At 45.5% G+C, this 19,732-nt stretch carries 14 protein-coding genes; 6 read left to right on the top strand and 8 right to left on the bottom strand.

All coding sequences use genetic code 11. From position 1 onward, the window contains the following. Window positions 1–180 precede the first annotated feature (180 nt). Window positions 181–873 (bottom strand): MBL fold metallo-hydrolase, encoded by a 693-nt coding sequence (locus CA600_RS25820; protein WP_256990015.1) that lies wholly within the window; start codon window positions 871–873, stop codon window positions 181–183. A gap of 187 nt (window positions 874–1,060) precedes the next feature. Here CA600_RS25820 and CA600_RS25825 point away from each other — a divergent pair, with 187 nt between their 5' ends. Further along, window positions 1,061–1,492 (top strand): Lrp/AsnC family transcriptional regulator, encoded by a 432-nt coding sequence (locus CA600_RS25825; RefSeq protein WP_094874032.1) that lies wholly within the window; start codon window positions 1,061–1,063, stop codon window positions 1,490–1,492. A gap of 208 nt (window positions 1,493–1,700) precedes the next feature. Here CA600_RS25825 and CA600_RS25830 read toward each other — a convergent pair whose 3' ends face one another. Continuing rightward, window positions 1,701–8,522: an S-layer homology domain-containing protein gene (locus CA600_RS25830; protein ID WP_179281734.1), complete on the bottom strand. Its 6,822-nt coding sequence runs from the start codon at window positions 8,520–8,522 to the stop codon at window positions 1,701–1,703. Between the two features lie 204 nt (window positions 8,523–8,726). Between CA600_RS25830 and CA600_RS25835 the strand changes: the two genes are divergently transcribed. Further along, window positions 8,727–9,365 (top strand): pentapeptide repeat-containing protein, encoded by a 639-nt coding sequence (locus CA600_RS25835; RefSeq protein ID WP_094874034.1) that lies wholly within the window; start codon window positions 8,727–8,729, stop codon window positions 9,363–9,365. Window positions 9,366–9,378: 13 nt separating this feature from the next. Here the strand turns inward: CA600_RS25835 and CA600_RS25840 are convergent, their stop codons facing one another. Continuing rightward, window positions 9,379–9,849, bottom strand: a complete 471-nt coding sequence (locus CA600_RS25840; protein ID WP_081382729.1) for a SprT family protein — start codon at window positions 9,847–9,849, stop codon at window positions 9,379–9,381. Between the two features lie 120 nt (window positions 9,850–9,969). On the opposite strand from CA600_RS25840, the gene CA600_RS25845 reads away from it, so the two are divergent. Then, window positions 9,970–10,332, top strand: a complete 363-nt coding sequence (locus CA600_RS25845) for a hydrolase/acyltransferase (protein ID WP_094874035.1) — start codon at window positions 9,970–9,972, stop codon at window positions 10,330–10,332. 65 nt (window positions 10,333–10,397) lie between these two features. Next, window positions 10,398–10,535: a cortex morphogenetic protein CmpA gene (cmpA, locus tag CA600_RS25850; RefSeq protein WP_094874036.1), complete on the top strand. Its 138-nt coding sequence runs from the start codon at window positions 10,398–10,400 to the stop codon at window positions 10,533–10,535. Between the two features lie 75 nt (window positions 10,536–10,610). Here cmpA and CA600_RS31375 read toward each other — a convergent pair whose 3' ends face one another. Both CA600_RS31375 and CA600_RS25855 read right to left on the bottom strand, forming a co-directional pair. Next, complete coding sequence (locus CA600_RS31375) at window positions 10,611–10,781, bottom strand: hypothetical protein (RefSeq protein WP_156113060.1); 171 nt, start codon at window positions 10,779–10,781, stop codon at window positions 10,611–10,613. Window positions 10,782–10,903: 122 nt separating this feature from the next. Continuing rightward, a complete protein-coding gene (locus tag CA600_RS25855; protein WP_094874037.1) occupies window positions 10,904–14,266 on the bottom strand; it encodes a DUF5107 domain-containing protein in 3,363 nt (1,120 codons plus the stop codon). 174 nt (window positions 14,267–14,440) lie between these two features. Between CA600_RS25855 and CA600_RS25860 the strand changes: the two genes are divergently transcribed. Continuing rightward, window positions 14,441–15,334, top strand: a complete 894-nt coding sequence (locus tag CA600_RS25860) for an AraC family transcriptional regulator (RefSeq protein ID WP_094874038.1) — start codon at window positions 14,441–14,443, stop codon at window positions 15,332–15,334. 79 nt (window positions 15,335–15,413) lie between these two features. Here the strand turns inward: CA600_RS25860 and CA600_RS25865 are convergent, their stop codons facing one another. Then, window positions 15,414–15,908, bottom strand: a complete 495-nt coding sequence (locus CA600_RS25865) for a DinB family protein (protein WP_179281735.1) — start codon at window positions 15,906–15,908, stop codon at window positions 15,414–15,416. A 168-nt stretch (window positions 15,909–16,076) separates the two neighbouring features. On the opposite strand from CA600_RS25865, the gene CA600_RS25870 reads away from it, so the two are divergent. Beyond that, window positions 16,077–16,640: a CGNR zinc finger domain-containing protein gene (locus CA600_RS25870; protein WP_094874040.1), complete on the top strand. Its 564-nt coding sequence runs from the start codon at window positions 16,077–16,079 to the stop codon at window positions 16,638–16,640. A gap of 420 nt (window positions 16,641–17,060) precedes the next feature. On the opposite strand, the gene CA600_RS25875 is transcribed toward CA600_RS25870, so the two are convergent. Together CA600_RS25875 and CA600_RS25880 are read right to left on the bottom strand one after the other, a co-directional pair. After that, window positions 17,061–17,579 carry a GNAT family N-acetyltransferase gene (locus CA600_RS25875; RefSeq protein WP_094874041.1) on the bottom strand — a complete coding sequence of 173 codons (519 nt, stop codon included), beginning with the start codon at window positions 17,577–17,579 and terminating at the stop codon, window positions 17,061–17,063. A gap of 111 nt (window positions 17,580–17,690) precedes the next feature. Beyond that, window positions 17,691–19,670, bottom strand: a complete 1,980-nt coding sequence (locus CA600_RS25880) for a GTP-binding protein (RefSeq protein WP_094874042.1) — start codon at window positions 19,668–19,670, stop codon at window positions 17,691–17,693. Between the last annotated feature and the right edge of the window lie 62 nt (window positions 19,671–19,732).

Raw genomic sequence — 19,732 nt, forward strand, 5'->3', positions numbered from 1 at the left:
GAGTGCTCTACCAACTGAGCTATCAGGGAACATTAGAAGTAAATTAGAAGTGAACATGAATTAATTTATCATGATTTCAAGGTCTAGTCAAGCAAGTAAAATAATTTTTGTGATCGTTTTCAAATTCATACATTATTTCTGCCTGTAGGTAGATTTAAGAGGGGATTACTCCCCCTTTGTTTATACGTAACACCATTCTCCATCTTCCGGAAGCTGTACTCGATCCTGTAGTTCCTCCTTCTCCAAGTGAGCTTTTAGCTTATCCCGGGTAACAAGGCAATGATTGATGGCGTTCATGTGTATTGCAAACACTTTAGTAGAAGGAGCATATTCACATAAGTCTACGACATCCTGCTCATTCATTGTAATATGGCATCCGCTTAAAAACTGTGCGCCACCAGCATTAACAATTGTCACCTCAGGATTAAAAGCATCCAATGCTATCTTTACCTTATCACACCAAATCGTATCACCTGCCACATATAGAACAGGTTCGCCTTCGACCTGAAACACAAACCCGGATACCTTACCCATAAGTTTACCAGTCACTCCAGTGCCATGCCGTCCATCAGTACGTGTTATAGTTATTCCATTGAATGTCAGAGAATCGCTAATTTCCGTAGTATGCTCAAACCCCTGCTTCGATAATTTATCCCCATCTCCTTCCTGACATAATAGTGGCAGATCATGCGACAACAAAGAAATGGCAGCGGCATCCCAATGATCTGGATGAAGATGCGTGACAAGAATTGCATTAGGACTCAACCATTGTTCTACTGCTCCCGGCAAAGGAACGAGTGGATTGCGACGATCATTTTCCGTATTAAAAATGGGAGGATTAACACCCTCCTTACTCAGCATAGGATCAATCAAAAATGTACTTCCCCCCATACTCCAGCCATAAAGTTGCGTTGCGAATATGCTGTATTTTCATCATAAGCCCTTCTTTCTTTCAGATATCTTCTGCTACAATTAATTATAGTTGGACCTTGAATTAGAATACATTGAGATTGAAAAGAGATTGGCCTGTTCTACTTTCACGCAGAAAGGATTTTTGATAATGAGGAGTTCTTATTCTATAGATGATGTGGATTTTCGCATCCTGCAGCTTCTAATTGAAGATTCCACGATCAGTCACAGAGACATTGGGCAGCTAGTACATATGACTGGCCAAGCCGTCGGCGCGCGTATTCGCAAAATGCAGGATACTGGAGTGATTGAAGGCTACACCGTCCGCTGGAATCCAGATAAGGTTGGGGAAGCGATCCATGCCTTTATTACTGTTTTTTTGAATTCAAATATGGTCCATCCAGCCTTTCAGACATTCGCACAACAACATGCCAGTGTAAAAGAAATGCATCGGGTCAGTGGAGAAGGCTGCTATTGGATACGTGTCCGTACTGGAAGCCAAGAGGATTTGAATCTCTTTCTCGACGAGTTGCTGAAGTTCGGAAATTACAGAGTTAATCTATCGATGGGAAAGCTGAAGTAAAACTACATCGTATATGAGGTCGCTATCGGACCCAGTTGACCTTATAAGCAGCATAATCGAATATTTGGTATACTTACGGACCCTCTAGTCGCGATTGGCATTGAAAATCACCAAATATGTTTGTCCAAAAAAACGTAGAGCAGCGATCCTCCAATTACTCGAGAATCGCTGCTCTTTTAGTAGAATATTGTAGCTTTTATAACGAAAACTAATTTAATAATCCAGCAGTTTTAAGTAATCTCGCTAAGATCACAGCGGCCTCTGCACGGCTAGTATCACTGTCAGGTGCAAAGCTGTCTGCGGATTGGCCTTTCATGATTCCTTTTGCGGTTAAGACATCCACCGCCTCTTTAGCCCAAGAAGAAATCGATGAAGCATCTGTGAAAACATTTGTAGCCGCATTTGCTCCAGATTCTTCACCTCCAAGGTTCAACAGCTTCAGTGCTCTAGCTGCCATAACAGCCATTTGCTCCCGTGTAATAGGAGCATTCGGACGGAAGGTTCCATCCTCATAGCCTTGAACCAGTCCTAAGGCTGCAGCGCCTCTGGCATCTGCTGCATACCATGATAAATCGGACACATCGCTGAAAGTCTTCGTTGTGTTCGCAGCGACTAGCCCTAGTGAACGAATCAGCATGGCTGCGAACTCGGCACGACTGACAGATTTCTGAGGTGCAAACATATCTGTGGATTGTCCGGTCAAGATCAATCGACTGGCAAGCATCTCGATCTCATTCTTCGCCCAGTGTGAAGAAAGATCTCCAAAGGTCACAGGGTGCAGCGCAGCGACGAATATACCACTCGCACTACTGCTCTTAACAGTAACCTTGGTCATCCCACCTACGAGCTCGAACAATGCAGGTACATAACGGAAGGAACCCGTCAGTTCATCGTAAATAAGGACTACTCCATTCTTAGCGTCTATGGACTCCTTAATGATAAATGTGCGTACCACATATGTGGTACCGAACCCATTTGCAAGTACAATGGTTTTACCATCTGTGACCTTTAAGGTGACACTTGCCGGAGTTCCTTGCACCATAAAGCCTTGTTGCTTAGCCTTGGCAAGCAGTTGTTCCAGTCCTTTTCCACTTAGCGGACTTAGTTGGAACTCCAGTGTGCCCGCTGGCATCTGTGCAGCTTTCAGTACACTCTCTACAAGTCCCAATGGGAAGCGATAGCTCATATCGCCACTTCCAATGACAAGCACCGCATTCGGGCTGAGTGCTGCCGCATTGCGTAAAGCTTCTGCACTAAAGCGGGCTATACCGTCGCCGTTAGCTGAAATCTCGATAACCGTCTGCCCAGCAGTCGCCTTAGCTTTTAGCTGCACATCATAATTAGCAGCTGGTATAGGCGTTGGAGTAGCAACAGGTGCAACAGGATTTACTGACCCCGTAGAGTCTGTAGGACTAGGAGTACTTGTTGGTTCCACCGGATCTGTTCCACCATTTGGTCCTACCACCTCAAGTGTATACATTCTCATCTCGTTGCCAAAAGTTACCGTGAAATCTGTACTTCCCACTTTAGTTCCACTAAGACTGCCGTTTGTAAATGTAGCAATATCACTGTTCATAATCTTAAAGGTAGCTTGTGTAGTAATATCCGTTCCTTCTTTGTCCAGTACCTGAAGGGTAGCAGACTTACCCTGCTCTAATACTACAGGTCCGCTCTGTCCATCTGCTAGCTTGATGGAGAAAGGTTTAACAGCTGTGGCTATTCCTTGGTTTTGTTCTATAATGCTTAATTCAGGAGATGCATTAGTCAGGAGATTCATCCGTTCGCCACGAATAATCAAGTTGTCGACGAGCAGGTTACCTTTCAGATTTTTCGTAACTTCTATACCACTTGTGCCTGCCCCGTCTAAGACATTATTCGTCAGCACAACTCCATCAATCGTCGTGAGTGCTTCTCCCTCAAGATTACCGTGGGCAATCAGGCCAGAATAGGTGCTGTCGAGCGCCGTATTGTTACGGATGAACACTTTTCCTTTCAGATCACTCTCACCAGCGTACAGCCATAACGCACCGAGATTCACCCCATAACCGGAATCATAACTACCTGTGCGAAGCAATGTATTCCGCTCAACGATAGTCGTTCCTTGGAACGGCTCTGCGGAGAAACGGGTAGATACAGCGATCCCGGCTCCGTTAGTCACAGTGTCTTTTACCACGTTATCTTGAATTCTGTTATCTTTACCACCGAAGACCACAATGTTATCGGCCAACCACGGTAATGAGACGTTATTAAAGCGTGCCGTATTGTTATAACTCAGTGTACGTTCCGTACCATTCACATCATTCAGTTTGGCATCTGTGAACGACCACATCGCAATACCATCATCCCCTGGATAACGGATGTCACTTTGTTCCATCATGCTGTTGCCCGTGCCCACGGCAAAGTTAATTCCATCTGCCATAAGGTTACGGATTCGAAGACCTGCCATGTACAGACCATTTGTGCGAGCCTTCTCACCAATTGGTTGCGTTAACCACAAGCCTGCTTTGGTATGTTCAATCCATACATTCTGAATGACCGAGCCTTGACCAAAAGCACCATGGAAAGCGTTCGTGAACGCCTCATCATCCCGTACATTAATGCCGCCTTCAATCAGTAGATCGTATACGCCAATCTTGCCGCCGTGACCGTAGAATTTGGCTCCATTCAGCACGGTATACCACATGCCAGCTCCACGGATTTCAGCCATATGAAGATCGAGCAGACCCGCTCCGACATTAAAGGTACCCGCTGGGAACCACACCCCTTTTCCTGTCGCCTTCGCTTCGGCAAGGGCTGCCTTGAAGGCTGCGGTATCATCACCCTCATCATTCGCAACCGCTCCAAAATCCGTTACCGAAATAAAGCCGTCAGGACGAGTTAACTCAGGAGCTACCTGCTCCATATCCACCAGATCGATGACATAAGAAGCTGCATGGTCTCCTGTTCCCTTTTCTAAACGAATAGTCGCTCCAGCAGGAGCATCGCCAATCAGAGCATGGATTTCGTCAAAGAAGCGATGTCCACTACCTTGGCGTGGATCATTTGACCATGGGTAGCTGCCATATTCCCAAGCGTATTTAGAAGTTAGATTCAGCTGTTTCTTAACTCCATCTACAAATAGGGTCAACGTTTCTTCAGCACCAGCACCATCCGGACTATCCGGAATGGAATAGCGAAGAACAATAGAATTTGCTGCTTCTGCAAGCTTGAACTCTATATAGTCCCCAGTATTCTTCAAGGCGACGGCTTGTCGTCCAGAAGCCTCAGAAGCCATCGTGCGATATTTCCGCGAAGGACCGATTAGTGTTCCGTTAGTCACTGCATCCTCAGCTTCATAGCTAATATAAGGAACTGTTGCCCCGCGGTAAACTTTGTTCACGCTATTTTTTACTGTCAGGCTATCAATGTTTACTTTATTCCAATCGATATTGTCGTTGCTTAGAGAAACGGTGTTGATTCCTGCACGCAGCTTCAGCTTCACCTGTTCAGTCTTCCAAGAGGAAGTATTGACCACATTCACTTTAGCCGCTTCCTTCAGGCCGTTCACCTCAAGCAGCAGATCCGTTACATTACTGGAATTATTCTTGTAACGAACAACGGCATCATATTGTCCAGCCTGCTGAGCATTGACTGCAAACCGTATAACATGATCGCCTTGGAATGCTTCTCCTCCTGCATAAATTGCATCTGTAGGGATAGGCAAGAAGCTCCAAAGAACGCTGTCAGTACCCACAGCAGAACCCAGTTGAACAGCCGATGCGTCATGAGTAAGGAAGCCCGTTTTATCCGCACTTCTCAGGAGATTGTAGCCTAACTTCTCTTCCAGGGTCCACTGGGAACGTTCCGTTTCCCCAGAAGCTAACAAGACGGCTTGGTCTGCTTCATTTAAAGAAAGATATTGTTTGGTCTGAACATTCATTATGCGTTTACGTCCATTTACATCTTGGACGATCCATTGGGAGTGAGCCGCCGTGTTGGAGGCTTCTGCATATACGAGTGCCCCTTCTTGTTCAGCCAATACTTTGCCAGTCAGCCCTTTTGGCACGATCGTTATCATGTTGGTATCATTCTGAACTGGAGTTGTTGTATCGTTATTGCGCAGTTCTCCAGACGGAGTAGTAAACTCCTGCTGAGCCGCTTCAAGTGTCCATTGCGCTAAGCCGTCACTCTCTAGTAGGAGCGCACGTTCTGCATATCCCGTCTTATTCGCAATGTTTATTAATTCATCGTCGTATTCTCCATAGAGACTACGAATAGTGTAGTGCGTATAATCGGAAGCCAAGCTTACTTCCCAAGCAGATGCTCCGTCTATAGCCGGTTCCGCGATACTGCTCTCCAAGTATGAATAATCTCCATTCAATGTTAAATAATGTCCTGTTGCTCGATTGATAATCGTCTGCTTACCATCCTCCAAAGATATATTCCAATGTGAGAATCCATTGTCTGCTGACGGCTGTCCGTACAGAACAACGCCGTGCTCATTCTCGTATAAATACTCCCCACTGCTTGCATTCTTAAATCTTACAGGGTAAGCAGGGAGCGGTGGCGCAATCGCTTCAACGGCTTCAGCGGTAAAGTGTGCACTTTTCCGATCCACTGCATCTGCTGCTTTACTGATTCGTAGAATAGGATTGCCATTGTCATCCGGAGCACCGTAGATATAATGACCCGCCCACGAGCTCATAATGGTAGTCACACCGGATGCCTGCGTATCCACCTTCCACTTAATGCTGGCCCATACATCGTATACAGTTTGTAATGTCTGAACGCTTACGTTAGGCTCAATTTCATCTACAGCCCCACCTATATGCTCCAGGGAGAGATAACGTCCTGTAGCTTTATTTTTAATCTTCACAGATCCATTGCTGCCAGCTATTTCTTGCAGCTGCCAGACAAAAGAATCGTCGTTCAAATCAAGTGGACCATAAGTAGCCTGGCCTACAGTCACATCCTCGTTGGCAGCAGCTAGCGGGGCAAGATTGGTGTCAGAGGTTGTAGATTCCGGCTTATCCTGCGGCACCACTACTTCAGCGCCCTGTGAATCATAAACAGCTTCAGTAACCGTCTTAGATTCTTGCAATTCCTGTAGTAAAGCTGGGGAAGTCAGTAAAGGACCATCCTTAAGATATTGATCTTCTCCATTCTCAACGTCTAGCTTAAAGCGGAACAAGTCCTGCTTTTTCTCGGTGACCGTAACAAATCTCCATTGTGGGCTGCCCCAGCCTGGATTGATCACACCATACTCAGCGTATTTCGTAAGATTCTGGAGTGAGATAAACTTTTCAGGGAATTTATTAGGTTCCTTGTCGAGAACACTGCTGATTACGTATGTGTTGTCGCCAATATTTTTGCCTGTCCAGATATATTCTCGTTCCACATTATTCCTGTCTGGAAGCTCAGTGACCTGGATATGGCCATCTGGCATATTCATCGTGTTAATGTAGTGGCCTGTTTTCTTGTTCTTGAATAACTTACGGCCATTATATTTCTCAATCAACCATTGATCTGAGCCATCCTTCTGTATATTTCCATATTTCAAGAGGCCGTCAGCAGACTCATACCAATAAAAAGACTTCCAGCCATTCTGAATACGATAATATGGAATGGTGCCATCCGTTGGTGTATTAGGGTCTAGAAGCTGCCACTGGGCGCTCAATGAAGACGCATCCCCGATTGCTCCAGCACTGTCTCCACCCAAGGTAGATAGATAGATGCCTTTGCTCTCTACATTTTCTAGTGTCAGATAATCATCATAATCATCAGAATCTTTAAAATTCCATTGATCCGATGGTTGGCTTCCACTGATCTGCTCAGCCTTGGCTGTGCCATCACTATATGAAAGATAATGATTAGTAGCTGCATTACGGATACGTTTATTGCCGTCATAATCCTCTATATACCATAGATAATCGGATGAATCAGCAGGATCTGGAGCAATTAATCCGTGCTTAAGCGCGCCATTTGCGGATTCATACAAGAAATCTGTAGCTACTTGTGCATCTGTATAAGTGGCCAAGCGTATAGGCTGCAACTCGGAAATAGGTACGATTTTCCACTGAGCATTATGACTGGTTGCTTCACCCGGCCAACTGTTAGAGCGCACGTTATTGTCTTCATCAAACTGAGGATTCAGCCATAAAGGTGTAGCTCCGTCGGTTAATCCTTTATTACTTAAGGTAATGAAACCCGCTCCATCCGCGCCTGGTGCATCTTCTTTCACCCATTCACTTAGCTTTACGTTCTCCGCATCGATTTCTTGCGAAAAAACACCTGCCCAAGTCACTTCATTTTGCTTAATATAATGGCCCGTCTCACGGTTTCGAATCATCAGTGTTCCATCGTCCGTTCCCGGCTCAAGAAACCACTGGGCTGCCTCATTCTTTAAAGGCTGTTTGCCGTAAAGTACATTTCCTTTTTCCTCATACATCACCTGACCGGGACGCATCCGGCTTTCCAACCGTACAGGCACTGTTCCTGCATTAGGGTCGATAAAAGCCCACTGTGGACTCTCAAACGTAATATTGATATCCGAGCTTACTTGCGCATAACCAAGCTGATTCTCCTCGTGGATCACCAGCTTACTCTCAGGCACGCTCGCGCTTCGGATGATCATGTATCCGTTTCTATTGGAAGTATCGATCAACCACTCATCCTTAACACTTCCCGCTCCTTGGAGATCTGCCGCCTTAAGCGTATCCTCTTTGCCGTTATTACCAGCCAGTGTAATGTAGTGACCGGTCTTCACATTCTTAATGCGTGACAGACCATTCACCGTCTCCACTGTCCAATGCGATGATGTGTCCGCTGGATTGGTCATGCCATAACGCACAATACCGTCAGACGTTTCATATAAGAAATTATTTTTCCACTTATTCTTGATGAGTACTGTCCCTGATGGAATTAGCCCTGCGCCTGTTCCGTTGGCCCCTTCTGCTCCTACGGAACCGCTACCGATTCCCCTCACAGGCAAGCTTGAGAAAATCAGCAGCATCGCGAGCAGACCCGCCATCGCGGACCTGAATCGTTTCATAAATGTGCCCCCTCTTCCTAATATGGACTTCCCTTCCATCTTAGTTTGACAACGCTTACAAAACGATGTGCGATTTTATCCAGAAAAAGGTGTATTTGTACGTATCTACCGCAAGACCTTAGCGCATATGAAAATTGACAAATCTGCTAAACCCTATGATAGTTAATTTAATTAGAAGAAAGCATTCATCAAATGGAGGTACATATGAAATTCAAAATGGATTCACCTAAAATAACCGATCCAGAAGCTCTACTCCCTGAGCAAATATACTCACTACAAACTAAAGATGAATTCAGTCGTTGCAGCATAAGCGATACTGTTATTGATAATCAAGAGGCTAATAAGGTCAGCTTTGATCAAGTGATTTTTAAAAATGTAACGATTATCGAGTCGTCCTTAACGGGGATTGAGCTGATGGATGTGATTTTTGAGCGATGCGATCTATCCAATGTGGATTTTACGAATGCGATTATTCATCGAACCGAGTTTAGAAACTGTAAGCTCATCGGTACGGACTTTACAAGAGGCAGATTCCAGAATGTTCGCGTGGTAGATTGTATCGGGGATTTCGCGACCTTTCGATTGGCGAATCTGAAGCAGGTTACTTTTGAGAATAGTTCATTGATGAGCTCGGATTACTACCAATCGAATTTTCAGAAGGTCAGCTTCAGCGAATGTAATATTGATCAAGCCACAATGTCAGGATCAAAGCTTAACGGGATCGATCTTAGTGACTGCGAGTTCAGTGGCTTGATCGTGGATATACAAGATTTAGAGGGATGCATCATTTCACCTCAGCAAGCTGTTTCCTTTGTAGGATTGATGGGTTTGGTTATAAAATAACACCCTTGCCTGCTTACTGGACTTCCAGTGCCAGCAGCTTCAGCTTACCCGAACATTTGCCGCATCGGTAGCGCTTTGGGTCTACTTTTCGCTTACGCGGATACTCCATGGCACACGCTGTACAGATCAGCTTGTACCGATAAGGCAGTGACTTCCGTGCTTTGGCACCCGGCAATGTCTGACAATAGCGACTCCCGCCGACTTGTGCCAGCAGTCTTTTGAAATCCGTGTCACGATGCATATACCCTCGCTTCGCCAAATGCAGATGATAATGGCAAAGCTCGTGTTTTATAATTTTCTCCGTCTCTTCTCTACCGAACATAGCAAGCTGATGGGGATTAATCTCTATATTATGGCTCTTGGTAAAATATCGACCACCTGTTGAAGATAATCGGCTGTTAAAGCTTGCCTTGTGCCTAAAGGGTACGCCAAAGCTGTCCCGTGATACCTGCTCAATCCACAGCTGCAGCTCTTCGTTGCTCATCGTTTCCATAGCGTTCTATCACAAGTCCTTTCCACGGGAATTAAGATCTCTACTTGAATTGTAACTTGTGCATAGGCTAAACTGTCAAGAAGGAAGACAAGTACGGAGGGAGAATGACCAATGCCGAAAATGCGGTATGTAATTTTGCAACAACATCAACAATTGCAATTCGTGGAAATGCCCGAGGAATATGCGTACCAGCTAAGTGCGCTCAATTTACGTCTAAACAAAGAAATCGACAAGCTGACAGCCGATAATGTACCGGATCTGCCCTTAGCCATTGCTGAGTGCGATTCCCTGGATCTGCTGCGTGAGGACTACTCCCTGGAGTCTGGCCTGGATTATATCAATAGATTGGAACAGGCCTTTGCCTCTGTTCAGGAGCAGAAGAACTATCCGCTCATTTCCCTGCTGACCGAGATTCGGGCGCTGCAAGCTCAATTAGAGCAGTGGTATGAAGAGGAAGCAGAAAGCATTCTGTAAATCGTCACCTTTAGGCTCATTTCTCCATATGCTAACTTACGTAAGCAGTTAGAGGAGTGATACCCTTGCCACAGTGGCTCTGCCATCAACTGATGAAAGCCTATTACAAAAAAGACCGCCGTCAGATCAAGCTGCTGAATGAGTGCTGGTTCTTTTATCGTAATTCTGCGGAATCACCGGATTCCATCCAGAGAAATTTATAGGATTCGTTACATTCAAAAATCCATCCCGCTTCTTACAGGGGATGGATTTTTGTATAGGATTCGTTGTGTTCCCAATTAGAACATAGGGAATACATATCTGACCAAGAAGAAAAGTGCTCCGAAAAAAATAATAATATAAGCTGCATATTTAATAAAGGTAGATGCGACAACACTGGAATCCGATTTCCTTTGCACCTCTGTATGCTCCACTTCAACGCTTCTATCTTTATAGCCCGGTTCCATCATCAATCTCTCCTTTCGAATATAGGCTGGTAGATAGTCTCCATTAACCCGGGGCTTTCAGAGTTGAAACAAAATTCCAAATCGAACCAGTTATTATCCGGCATCATGAAACTGCTCTATTTCTTTTACGCTTTCAAGCACATCGCCTTGTGAATACGAGCTCCCTGATGGTTCGGCTCCAAGTGCAACGCTTCCTCAAATCGTTCTTTCGCTTCTGCCATTTTCCCTAAGCCTAATAAGCCTAAACCCATCATAAACAAGCAATGTATTTGATTACGTCTATTCAGATCATCCTCGAATACGAGGAAATCAGGTAAGGATACGGCAAAATAATCAATCTTCACCTCATCAAAGAGATGTCTTTCTGCGAAATCGATCAGCTTATTAAAACGCCGGTTCGCTTCCTTCGGATGATTCAGCTGTACCCATGCTAAGCCCTGATAGAAGATCATTTCTGGCGGCTGATCGTTGTAGTACATCGCGCTGGCTGGTTCTTCCAAGCCTTGAGACGCAATCGCCCAGTGTCGAGCAGCTTCTTGCATCTTGCCTAATCCGTTATAAGCCACACCAAGCTCATAATACACATTATTCTCTTGCGCCCCATCGAGCTTACCTTCACCTAAATTCTCTGGATAATGAAGTGCACATGTTAATAATGAGATAGCCTCTTCATATTGGCCTTCCTGATTCGCCTGCTTACTCCGTTCAACAAGCGCCAAAACATATTGTCCCGTAGCTTTCCCTTCGCCACCTTCCCATGGATGGAATTGACGTCGTAATAGAACGGACAAGGCTTCTTCATGCTTGCTAAGCAAATTCAGTAGCGTCACATATTCTAGGTATAGATCATCCCGCTTCTCCACAAGTGCCATATGCTGTTCCAGTCTCGCCATACGCTCCTGAACAGAAACGCCCATCTTCTTATACAGTTGATCCAACTCGTAGAATACTCTCGCATCGTTCGTGTTGGATTGGAAGGCTTGTTCAAGTGATCGCAAGGAAGCCGCGGCATCCTTCCGCTTATTGTAATAAGCAAGCGCAAGGTTACGATGGACCGTCGGAAAATGTTCATCCAGTGTGACGGATTTCTCCCAGTGAGTAATGGCATCATCGGCACGTTTTTTGTCATAGTATAAATTTCCTAGATAATAATGAGCCTTACTATCCAGTGGGCTGCATGCAATCACACTTTCTAATACCTGCAGCTCAAACAAACTATTCGGGAAGCAATAATCCGAGGATGCGGATTGGGCAAGCTGATGCTGCGCTGTCGCCTCTTCCTTACGGCTCAACTTCTCGTAAACATAAGCTAATGTGTAATGCACCATCGGATACATGGGTTCATTCGATGTCATAGAAATCTGCTCTAACACCTGTGCAGCTTCCGCGAACAATCCGCTGCCTGCATAATCGGAAGCCAGATTTAAATAGTTATGCGCATCGTCTCGCATGAACTGTGCAAGCTTCGTCTGAGCCTCAGCTGCTTCTTTTTGTCGCCCGAGCAATGTAAGCGTAAGCACTCTCTCGTACGCTGCCCCGAAGTCCGCGATATCTAGTTTCAATGTCTCCTCTGCGAATGTAATCGCCTCAGAATAACGTCCAAGCTTGCGTAAAAGTGCTGTTTTTACATGTCTTGCTTTATAGTTTCTTGTGTTACGTCCCAAAGCTCTAGTTGCAAGCTCCAGCGCTTCTTCATACGCCCCACGTTCACAAGCAATTTGACTCAATGCATTGTATCCACTGTCTTGGAATGCTGCAGACCATACTGCCTTATAGAAGGCAGCAAATGCTTCTTCATTGCGATCCTGCAGTCGAAGTGCTACACCTAGCTGATAATAGGCTTCACTATCGTATGGGTTTGGATTCCGCCAAGTCAGCGATTGAATAGCTGTACGGAAATGATTCTCCGCTTGCTTGAACAATCCCCGACGAAGCTGCAGCGTTCCATAGGCCACATTCAGACGAATATCGGATGCATCTCTTTTTAAGCCTTCTTCATAGTATTGCTCTGGCTCGAACGTGGCATGGCGGTATTGCTCTAGGTGAACACCAGCCAAATACAATTGCTCTGTGCTTTTTAATTCTTCCGGCAACGGAAGTGGCTTTGCTGCATCGGGGACCTTCTCAATGCTAGGCATCGCTGGGCGATATGTGATAAGGCTGTTTCCATTCGCATCATATACCGTTACGATTAACTGATGGGGTTGATCTTCATCATCTAACGTAATAACTGATTTGTAGGCCAGTTCTGGAGAGAGCGTAACCGTCTCCTTCACATATGTTCTATGCTGACCTTTTAGCTCAATAACCGCTCCTTCGAATACCGAAGTTCCGTAGGCCATCACCGTTGCAGTCCGGGAAGCCTCATCCACCTCAAGATTGACAGCTGCATCCATTGAGGCATTTTTCACTATACCGATGTTCTTATAAGGCATGAAATATTGTGTAAATGACTTCTCTTCATACGGCTGGAGCCAAGTGAAATCGGGCTGATTATCTGTAAATACCCCTGTCATTAATTCAATATAGGGTCCATCCTCATCGGTTAAATTACGATCCCATGCTTGACCAAATTCGCCGTTCCCCCAAGTCCACTGCTTTTTACCCGGAGATACATGGTGATTCGCTACGTGAAGCAGACCCGCTTCAACCCCATGATCATAGCCGCCCACGAAATTATAATCGGATTTGAACGCCATGTATGACGTAGGAACCGGAATATTTGCATAGCGCGAAATATCTACACCTTCGGAATAGTCCATCTTGTAATACGTTCCTGTTGCAATAGGGAATCTGGACACATCACGCTTACCATGATCGAATACGGCTGTGACATCCGGTGGAAACACCGATTGCGTATGGTCATTGACCGCAACCGCAGGGTTTGCCCACCATAAGAAGGTTTGTGGCTCCGAAGTGCGGTTATATAGCTGTGCAGTAACTTCGAGATAGGCTTTTCCTGGATGCAGCGTGAAGCCCGTTGTGACCTTCGTTCCATACATCCGGTCAATTTCACTCACCCATACGGTTGCACTGCCATCTTCATTCTCCGTCATCACATGCTCCACAGGGCCAAACGTGTTCGGACGATGATGCTGCGGCCAGTTAAATTCAATCCCGCCCGAAATCCATGGCCCGGCCAGACCCACAAGTGCAGGTTTAATCACGCGATTGTAATAAACAAAATCATAATTGTTCGTCTTGTCCAGAGCACGATAGATACGGCCACCAATTTCAGGCATGATCTCGATGCGTACATATTCATTTTCGAGCATGACCATCTGATACGATTTCATTTCTTTCTCATCCATAATTTTATCAACCACAGGATGTGGATATACTCGCCCCGAGCTGCCTTGATAGACTCGCTTCTCGAGGAACATTGGATTTTTATCGGGTTCTCCTGTTTCATAGGTGGGAATTTCAACCATTTCCCCCCAGATGTGGACGCTGTTCGTTAAGATTTTAGAAGGCTCTTTCATACTCATTTCGTTCTCTCCTCCTTCGTGATATAGCTCTAATTTATCGTTGAATACGCTTTTAAACAATTGACGATAATCTGTAACTGATGGACAATATTCTTATCCTAAAAATAGTATTCTCCTTATGAATAGGTTGTTATTTTAAATAAATAAATTATGTTCTTAAAAAGGAGGGTTATCATGACAGATATCTCATTAAAGCCGGATGGCTTCGATGAGCAGAAGCTTTTTGTGCTGCCCGATTTCATGATGAATGAATTACATGAGAATCCGTTAACAAATTCCTTCTATGTAAGTGACATTGGCTGCTTCCCAAGAGCGAAGTTTCATTATCGAGAGCGTCCACAAGGATGTGAATCGCATATTCTTATGTATTGCGTAGAGGGTGAAGGGTGGATGGAGAGCCCTCACAATAAGCTGATTCAACTAAAAGCAAGACAATTAGCTGTCATTCCTGCCGGAACGCCCCATCGATATGGCGCTTCAAATGAGAACCCCTGGACGATCTACTGGATGCATCTAAAAGGAACACATGCTGCTGCGTTGATTCAAACCTATGCCTTGGATAAAGAACCGCTAACCTTTACCCTGAACCTTCATACCCAATGGATCGACGATTTCGAGCAATGTTATGCCCTGCTATCGGATAAGCCGTATGCTATGAGTAATCATATTTATGTGTCTCAGTGCATTCGCCATCTGATCAGCCATGTGGGATTGAGTACCATGAACTCTGAGCAAGATAAAAAGAACGAACGTTATCTTGAGCAAGCCATTCGCTACATGACGGATCGAATCAACAGCTCCATTTCACTCCCGGATGTAGCGAAGCATATGGGGTTATCGAAGCAGCATCTAATTTATCTATTTAATCAAGAAACCGGGGTTCCCCCGATTGAATTCTATCTGCGCCTCAAAATGCAGCGTGCCAGTCAACTGCTGGCATTAACCGATCTACATATTAAAGAAATCTCTAGTGCTATCGGGATGCAGGACCCCTACTACTTTTCTAGATTGTTCAAAAAAATAATGGGATGCTCGCCGACTCAATATCGAAGCACCCCAAAAGGTTAAAATAAAGAAAAGCCACACGACCTCTGCACCAGGTAAACCAGTATAGAGGAGTGTGGCTTATATTTTTGTTGTAGAGGTTCTAATTAAAACTACGGTTGGAAACCCAGGAGCCTTGCAGTTTACGAAGCATAATAATTTGTCCGGTGTGGTATGAATCATGCAGGATAAGACTCATTACCTCTTCCCCTGGGGCATGACCCGAACCACCCCAATCATATGCGCCTTCTTCCAACGCTTCAATGATTTCTCTAAGTGAAGCGTGCACCTCCTTCAGGTCTGCAACGGCCTTCGCCCATGCTTCTTCCCCTTCTGTTGTTACAGTGAAGGTATCATCGTTGCTTTCAGCATCAGGATGTTTGGGTAACCCTTTTAACTTTCGCAGCAAACGCACCTTATAATATGTTAGATGGTTGACCGTCTCCCAGATGGAATTGATTGCATTCCCCTCTGGCTTCCAAAGTGCCTGTTTACTGTCCACACCTTCCAGTGCATCACTTAACGGCGGGGCCCAATCCTCGACATCCATGCAATAATCCCAATTTTGCAGCAAAACCTCACTGATTTTATTTTGCATGTTCAACCTCCTAATACTAACTGAATTATGTAACTACTTAAACCATAATATAGTGGTTACAAAAGAAATGTAGCATAATTCCACCATCCTTTCAAGTAACTAGCTAACCTTATTTTTAACTGTTACAATTAATGTTATCGAGGGTTGTGCGGAAAGGATGAACCGAACGTGTTGTGGGAGGATTTCATTAACAGTTACTGGCGGGATTGGCGAACAGGGAATAAGAATAAGGATCTGGATAAGCTCGAAGATCCGGAGTGGCTAGCAGAACAGTTGAAGAAGTATACTCTACTAGAAACAGAAATGCCAAATACTATAGAACTGAAGAAGCTCAAAGCGCTTCGTTCCCTACTATGGGGATGGGTACAGGCTATTGTACAAGGAAAATCGATGGATGGAGAAATGGTGAAGCAGCTCAATGTCTATATGGACAAGGGTCCTGTTACGCGACGAATTGTATGGAATAGCGACGATCAAGCGGAGATTTCATTATTACCACTATATAGCGGCTGGGAGCAGGTAATGGCGGAGATAGCGGCGTCTTTTGCGGAGGCATTGCTTGAAAAAGAGCCCTCTCGATTCCGCATCTGCGATAATCCTGATTGCCTTTGGGTGTATTACGATGATACACGTAACCGTTCTAAGCGTTACTGCGATGACAAGGCCTGCGGCAATCTCATGAAGGTAAGACGGTTCCGGGCGCGAAAGAAGGCTGAGTCTGAGGGGGAATAAAAAGTCGCTTTGATGAGGGTTCCGATATATGACCTAGCTGAGCTGTTGTCCTCTAGCAGCATTTTCTAGCAATTGAACGATCCCTGTTACTAAAACAACCAGGCAACGCTTCTTCGATTATTTATCTGTGGAATAGCTGTATTTCATACACTTATTCCGTATGCAAATGGACTTATTGTGACTTTAGCTGTATTCTATACACTTAAAACCTAGAGAATTCACCCATAACGTGATAAATCACGAAAATAGGTGTATGAAATACAGCTATTTCCTTTGGAGAGTTATTCGCGGGGAGAATAGTTGCACAAAATACATCTACAAACTCCTACACCTTGCTCCGGGCTTTCTATGCCTATATTCCAGATGATGCGGAGGAATGGAAGCTCCATCCGAGCTAAAAATCCCGCCTATTAGGTTGGCTTATCTACCTATAACCCTAATATCTCTCCACCCGATCATGATCTCTTCAACCATCTCATTTCCAATTTTCACTTCCTTCATCGCAACAGATTCGCCACCCACTTTGTGGTAAAAATGAATCGCCGGATTGCCCACTAGCACCCAAGTCATGAACGAGCTATAACTTTTTTCCATCAAATGCTGTGCTACACTTCTTATGAGCAGCTTCCCTAGACCTTGTCCTTGGTATTCCTTAAGCAAATAAAGTGCGTATAGCTCTGCATCATACATATCTGCCTCTCTTCGGGCTCCTCCATTTCCAAATCCAATAATCGTCCCCGCCTCATTTTCAGCTACATACATGACCTCGTCTTTATGGGGATTTTCAAAATTCAGAATCCAACGCTTCTTTCTAGCTTCCACGGTAATACTATCCAGAAACTCGTCCGATATTAGCCCTTTATACGTAGTTTTCCAACTCGAAGCGTGAACGAAAGCGATCCCGTCTATATCCCTAGATGTTGCTTCTCTGAACTTCAATTCATAATCCCCCTTTAGATTTCGGATAAAAGCTTCAGCTAGTCCAGCATTGACATTACTTCCTTATGAGTAATAACTGCTTATGGATTCTCTGGTTAATTCTTTCTTAACTTACCCCTGCAATGCCTTACGCACGCTTAATATATATTTCGCCTGATCCAGCGGATTCACACCCCGGCGGGTGCGCTCAGCAGATACGTCAGGTGGACATTCTTCATAGCCGGCAAAAAAAGAAGTGAATGTGCTGCGCCCCTTTGTGTAGGAGCTTAAAGTAACGGGATAATCAAGCGACGTTGCCAGCGGCAAACGCCCTTCGATGATCATCCGCTCGCCTTGCAGCACAGGTGGCTCGAAGGTGCCGCGCATCTGAACCAAGTCGTTCATCACTCGGCCGCCATTCTCCTCAGGGACAACGATACGAACCTGAAGAATCGGCTCCAGTAGTTTAGTGCCTACCCGTGCGAGTCCATCCATAATCCCCATTGGCGTCGCTACGGCAAAATCCAGCGGATGGGTATGCCATACATGATGCTGTCCCTCAATCAAGGTCACTTTAAGATCGGTAACCTCCCAGCCGTACAAGCCCTGCTGCAACGCTTCCGGCACACGGCGTGCGGTCTCGCTCTGATATTGCGGCAGTAGATCGGAGCTCCGCACTATCGAATCATAGACTAAACCGCTGCCAGGAGGTCCAGGCTCAATCTGAAACCGCAGAATCGCCCAGCATGGCTTAGGCATCGTATATGCTATAAAACCTTCCCCAACAGAGGCTGGCGTTTCTTTATAAATGACAGAGGGCTGGCCAAAGGTGACCTTGAGGCCATATCGCTCCTCCAGAACACTGTTCAGAATCTCCAGCTGGATAGGCCCCATTACTTTGATATGCAGCTCCCGCTCATCCTGCAGCCACTGCGTATCCAAGAGCGGATCTTCATCCGCCAGCTCCTGCAATGCTCCGATAACCTTATGGTCATCCATATCGGTTCCCCAGAATACGCGCACCGTTAGCAGCGGTACAGCGAGCTTCGCTTCCGCCGGTATCGCCTCCGGATGACCAAGCACATCTCCGATCCGTACCCCTGAAAGACCATAGATTACAGCGATATCCCCCGCTTCAAGCGATCCGACATCCTCAGTACGGCCGCCCTCGACCTTGCGGATCTGGGTCACTTTCCCCTGAATATCCTGTGTGTAGTTCATCACCGTATCGCGGTTACGGATCATCCCTTCATAAAGGCGGACAAACGCCATTCGCCCCATGCTTTTATCACGCTGAATATTGTAGACAATGCCGGACACCGCACCCTCAACATTCCCACCAGCCCGCGGAAAATACTCAACCATCGCGTCCAGCAATGCAGTAATGCCAAGCCCCTTGGCGGCAACACCATAAACCATTGGGAAGAAGCGTCCTGAAGCGGAAGCTGTCTTCATATATTTTTTCCAGGCTGCAAGATCAATCGGACTGCCTGACATATACGTCTCCAGCAGGTCTTCATCCCGCTCAGCCAATGCCTCTAATAATTCTGTCTGTATAGCAGGATCAGCATCCCTTCCCCATAAATCAATAGCTTCTATGTACTCCTGCTCTTTGCCTATCGGTTGCTGAACAGGAATGATATCACTAGATAAATAATTTCTCGCTTGTGCCAGCACAGCCTCAGGGTCTGCACCTACACGATCCATTTTGTTCATAAAAATAAGCGTCGGTATTCCCAGCTTCCTCAGCGCGTTCCAGATCATCTCACTTTGAGCCTGCACACCCTCTACCGCCGACAAAATTAACACCGCACAATCCATCACTCGCAAAGACCGTTCAACCTCTGACAAAAAATCGACGTGTCCCGGTGTATCAACGAGGTTGATCTGCACGCCTTTCCATTCAAAAGAAGCTAATGCCGCCCGAACGGATATTCCTCGTTGCCGCTCCACATCCATAGAATCCGTCAATGCTGTCCCAGTGTCTACGCTGCCAAGCGCCCGAATGCGACCGCTTTCATACAAAATATGCTCTGTTGTTGTTGTCTTGCCGGCATCCACATGGGCAAATATCCCCACATTAATCCGTTCTGCTCCCTGCTGCTGAATCATCTATAGTACCCCTATCATGAGCTAGATTGATCTAAATTTATATTGTACACATCCTTATGTCT

The organism is Paenibacillus sp. VTT E-133280, assembly GCF_002264385.1.
Lineage (GTDB): Bacteria > Bacillota > Bacilli > Paenibacillales > Paenibacillaceae > Paenibacillus_AQ > Paenibacillus_AQ nitricinens.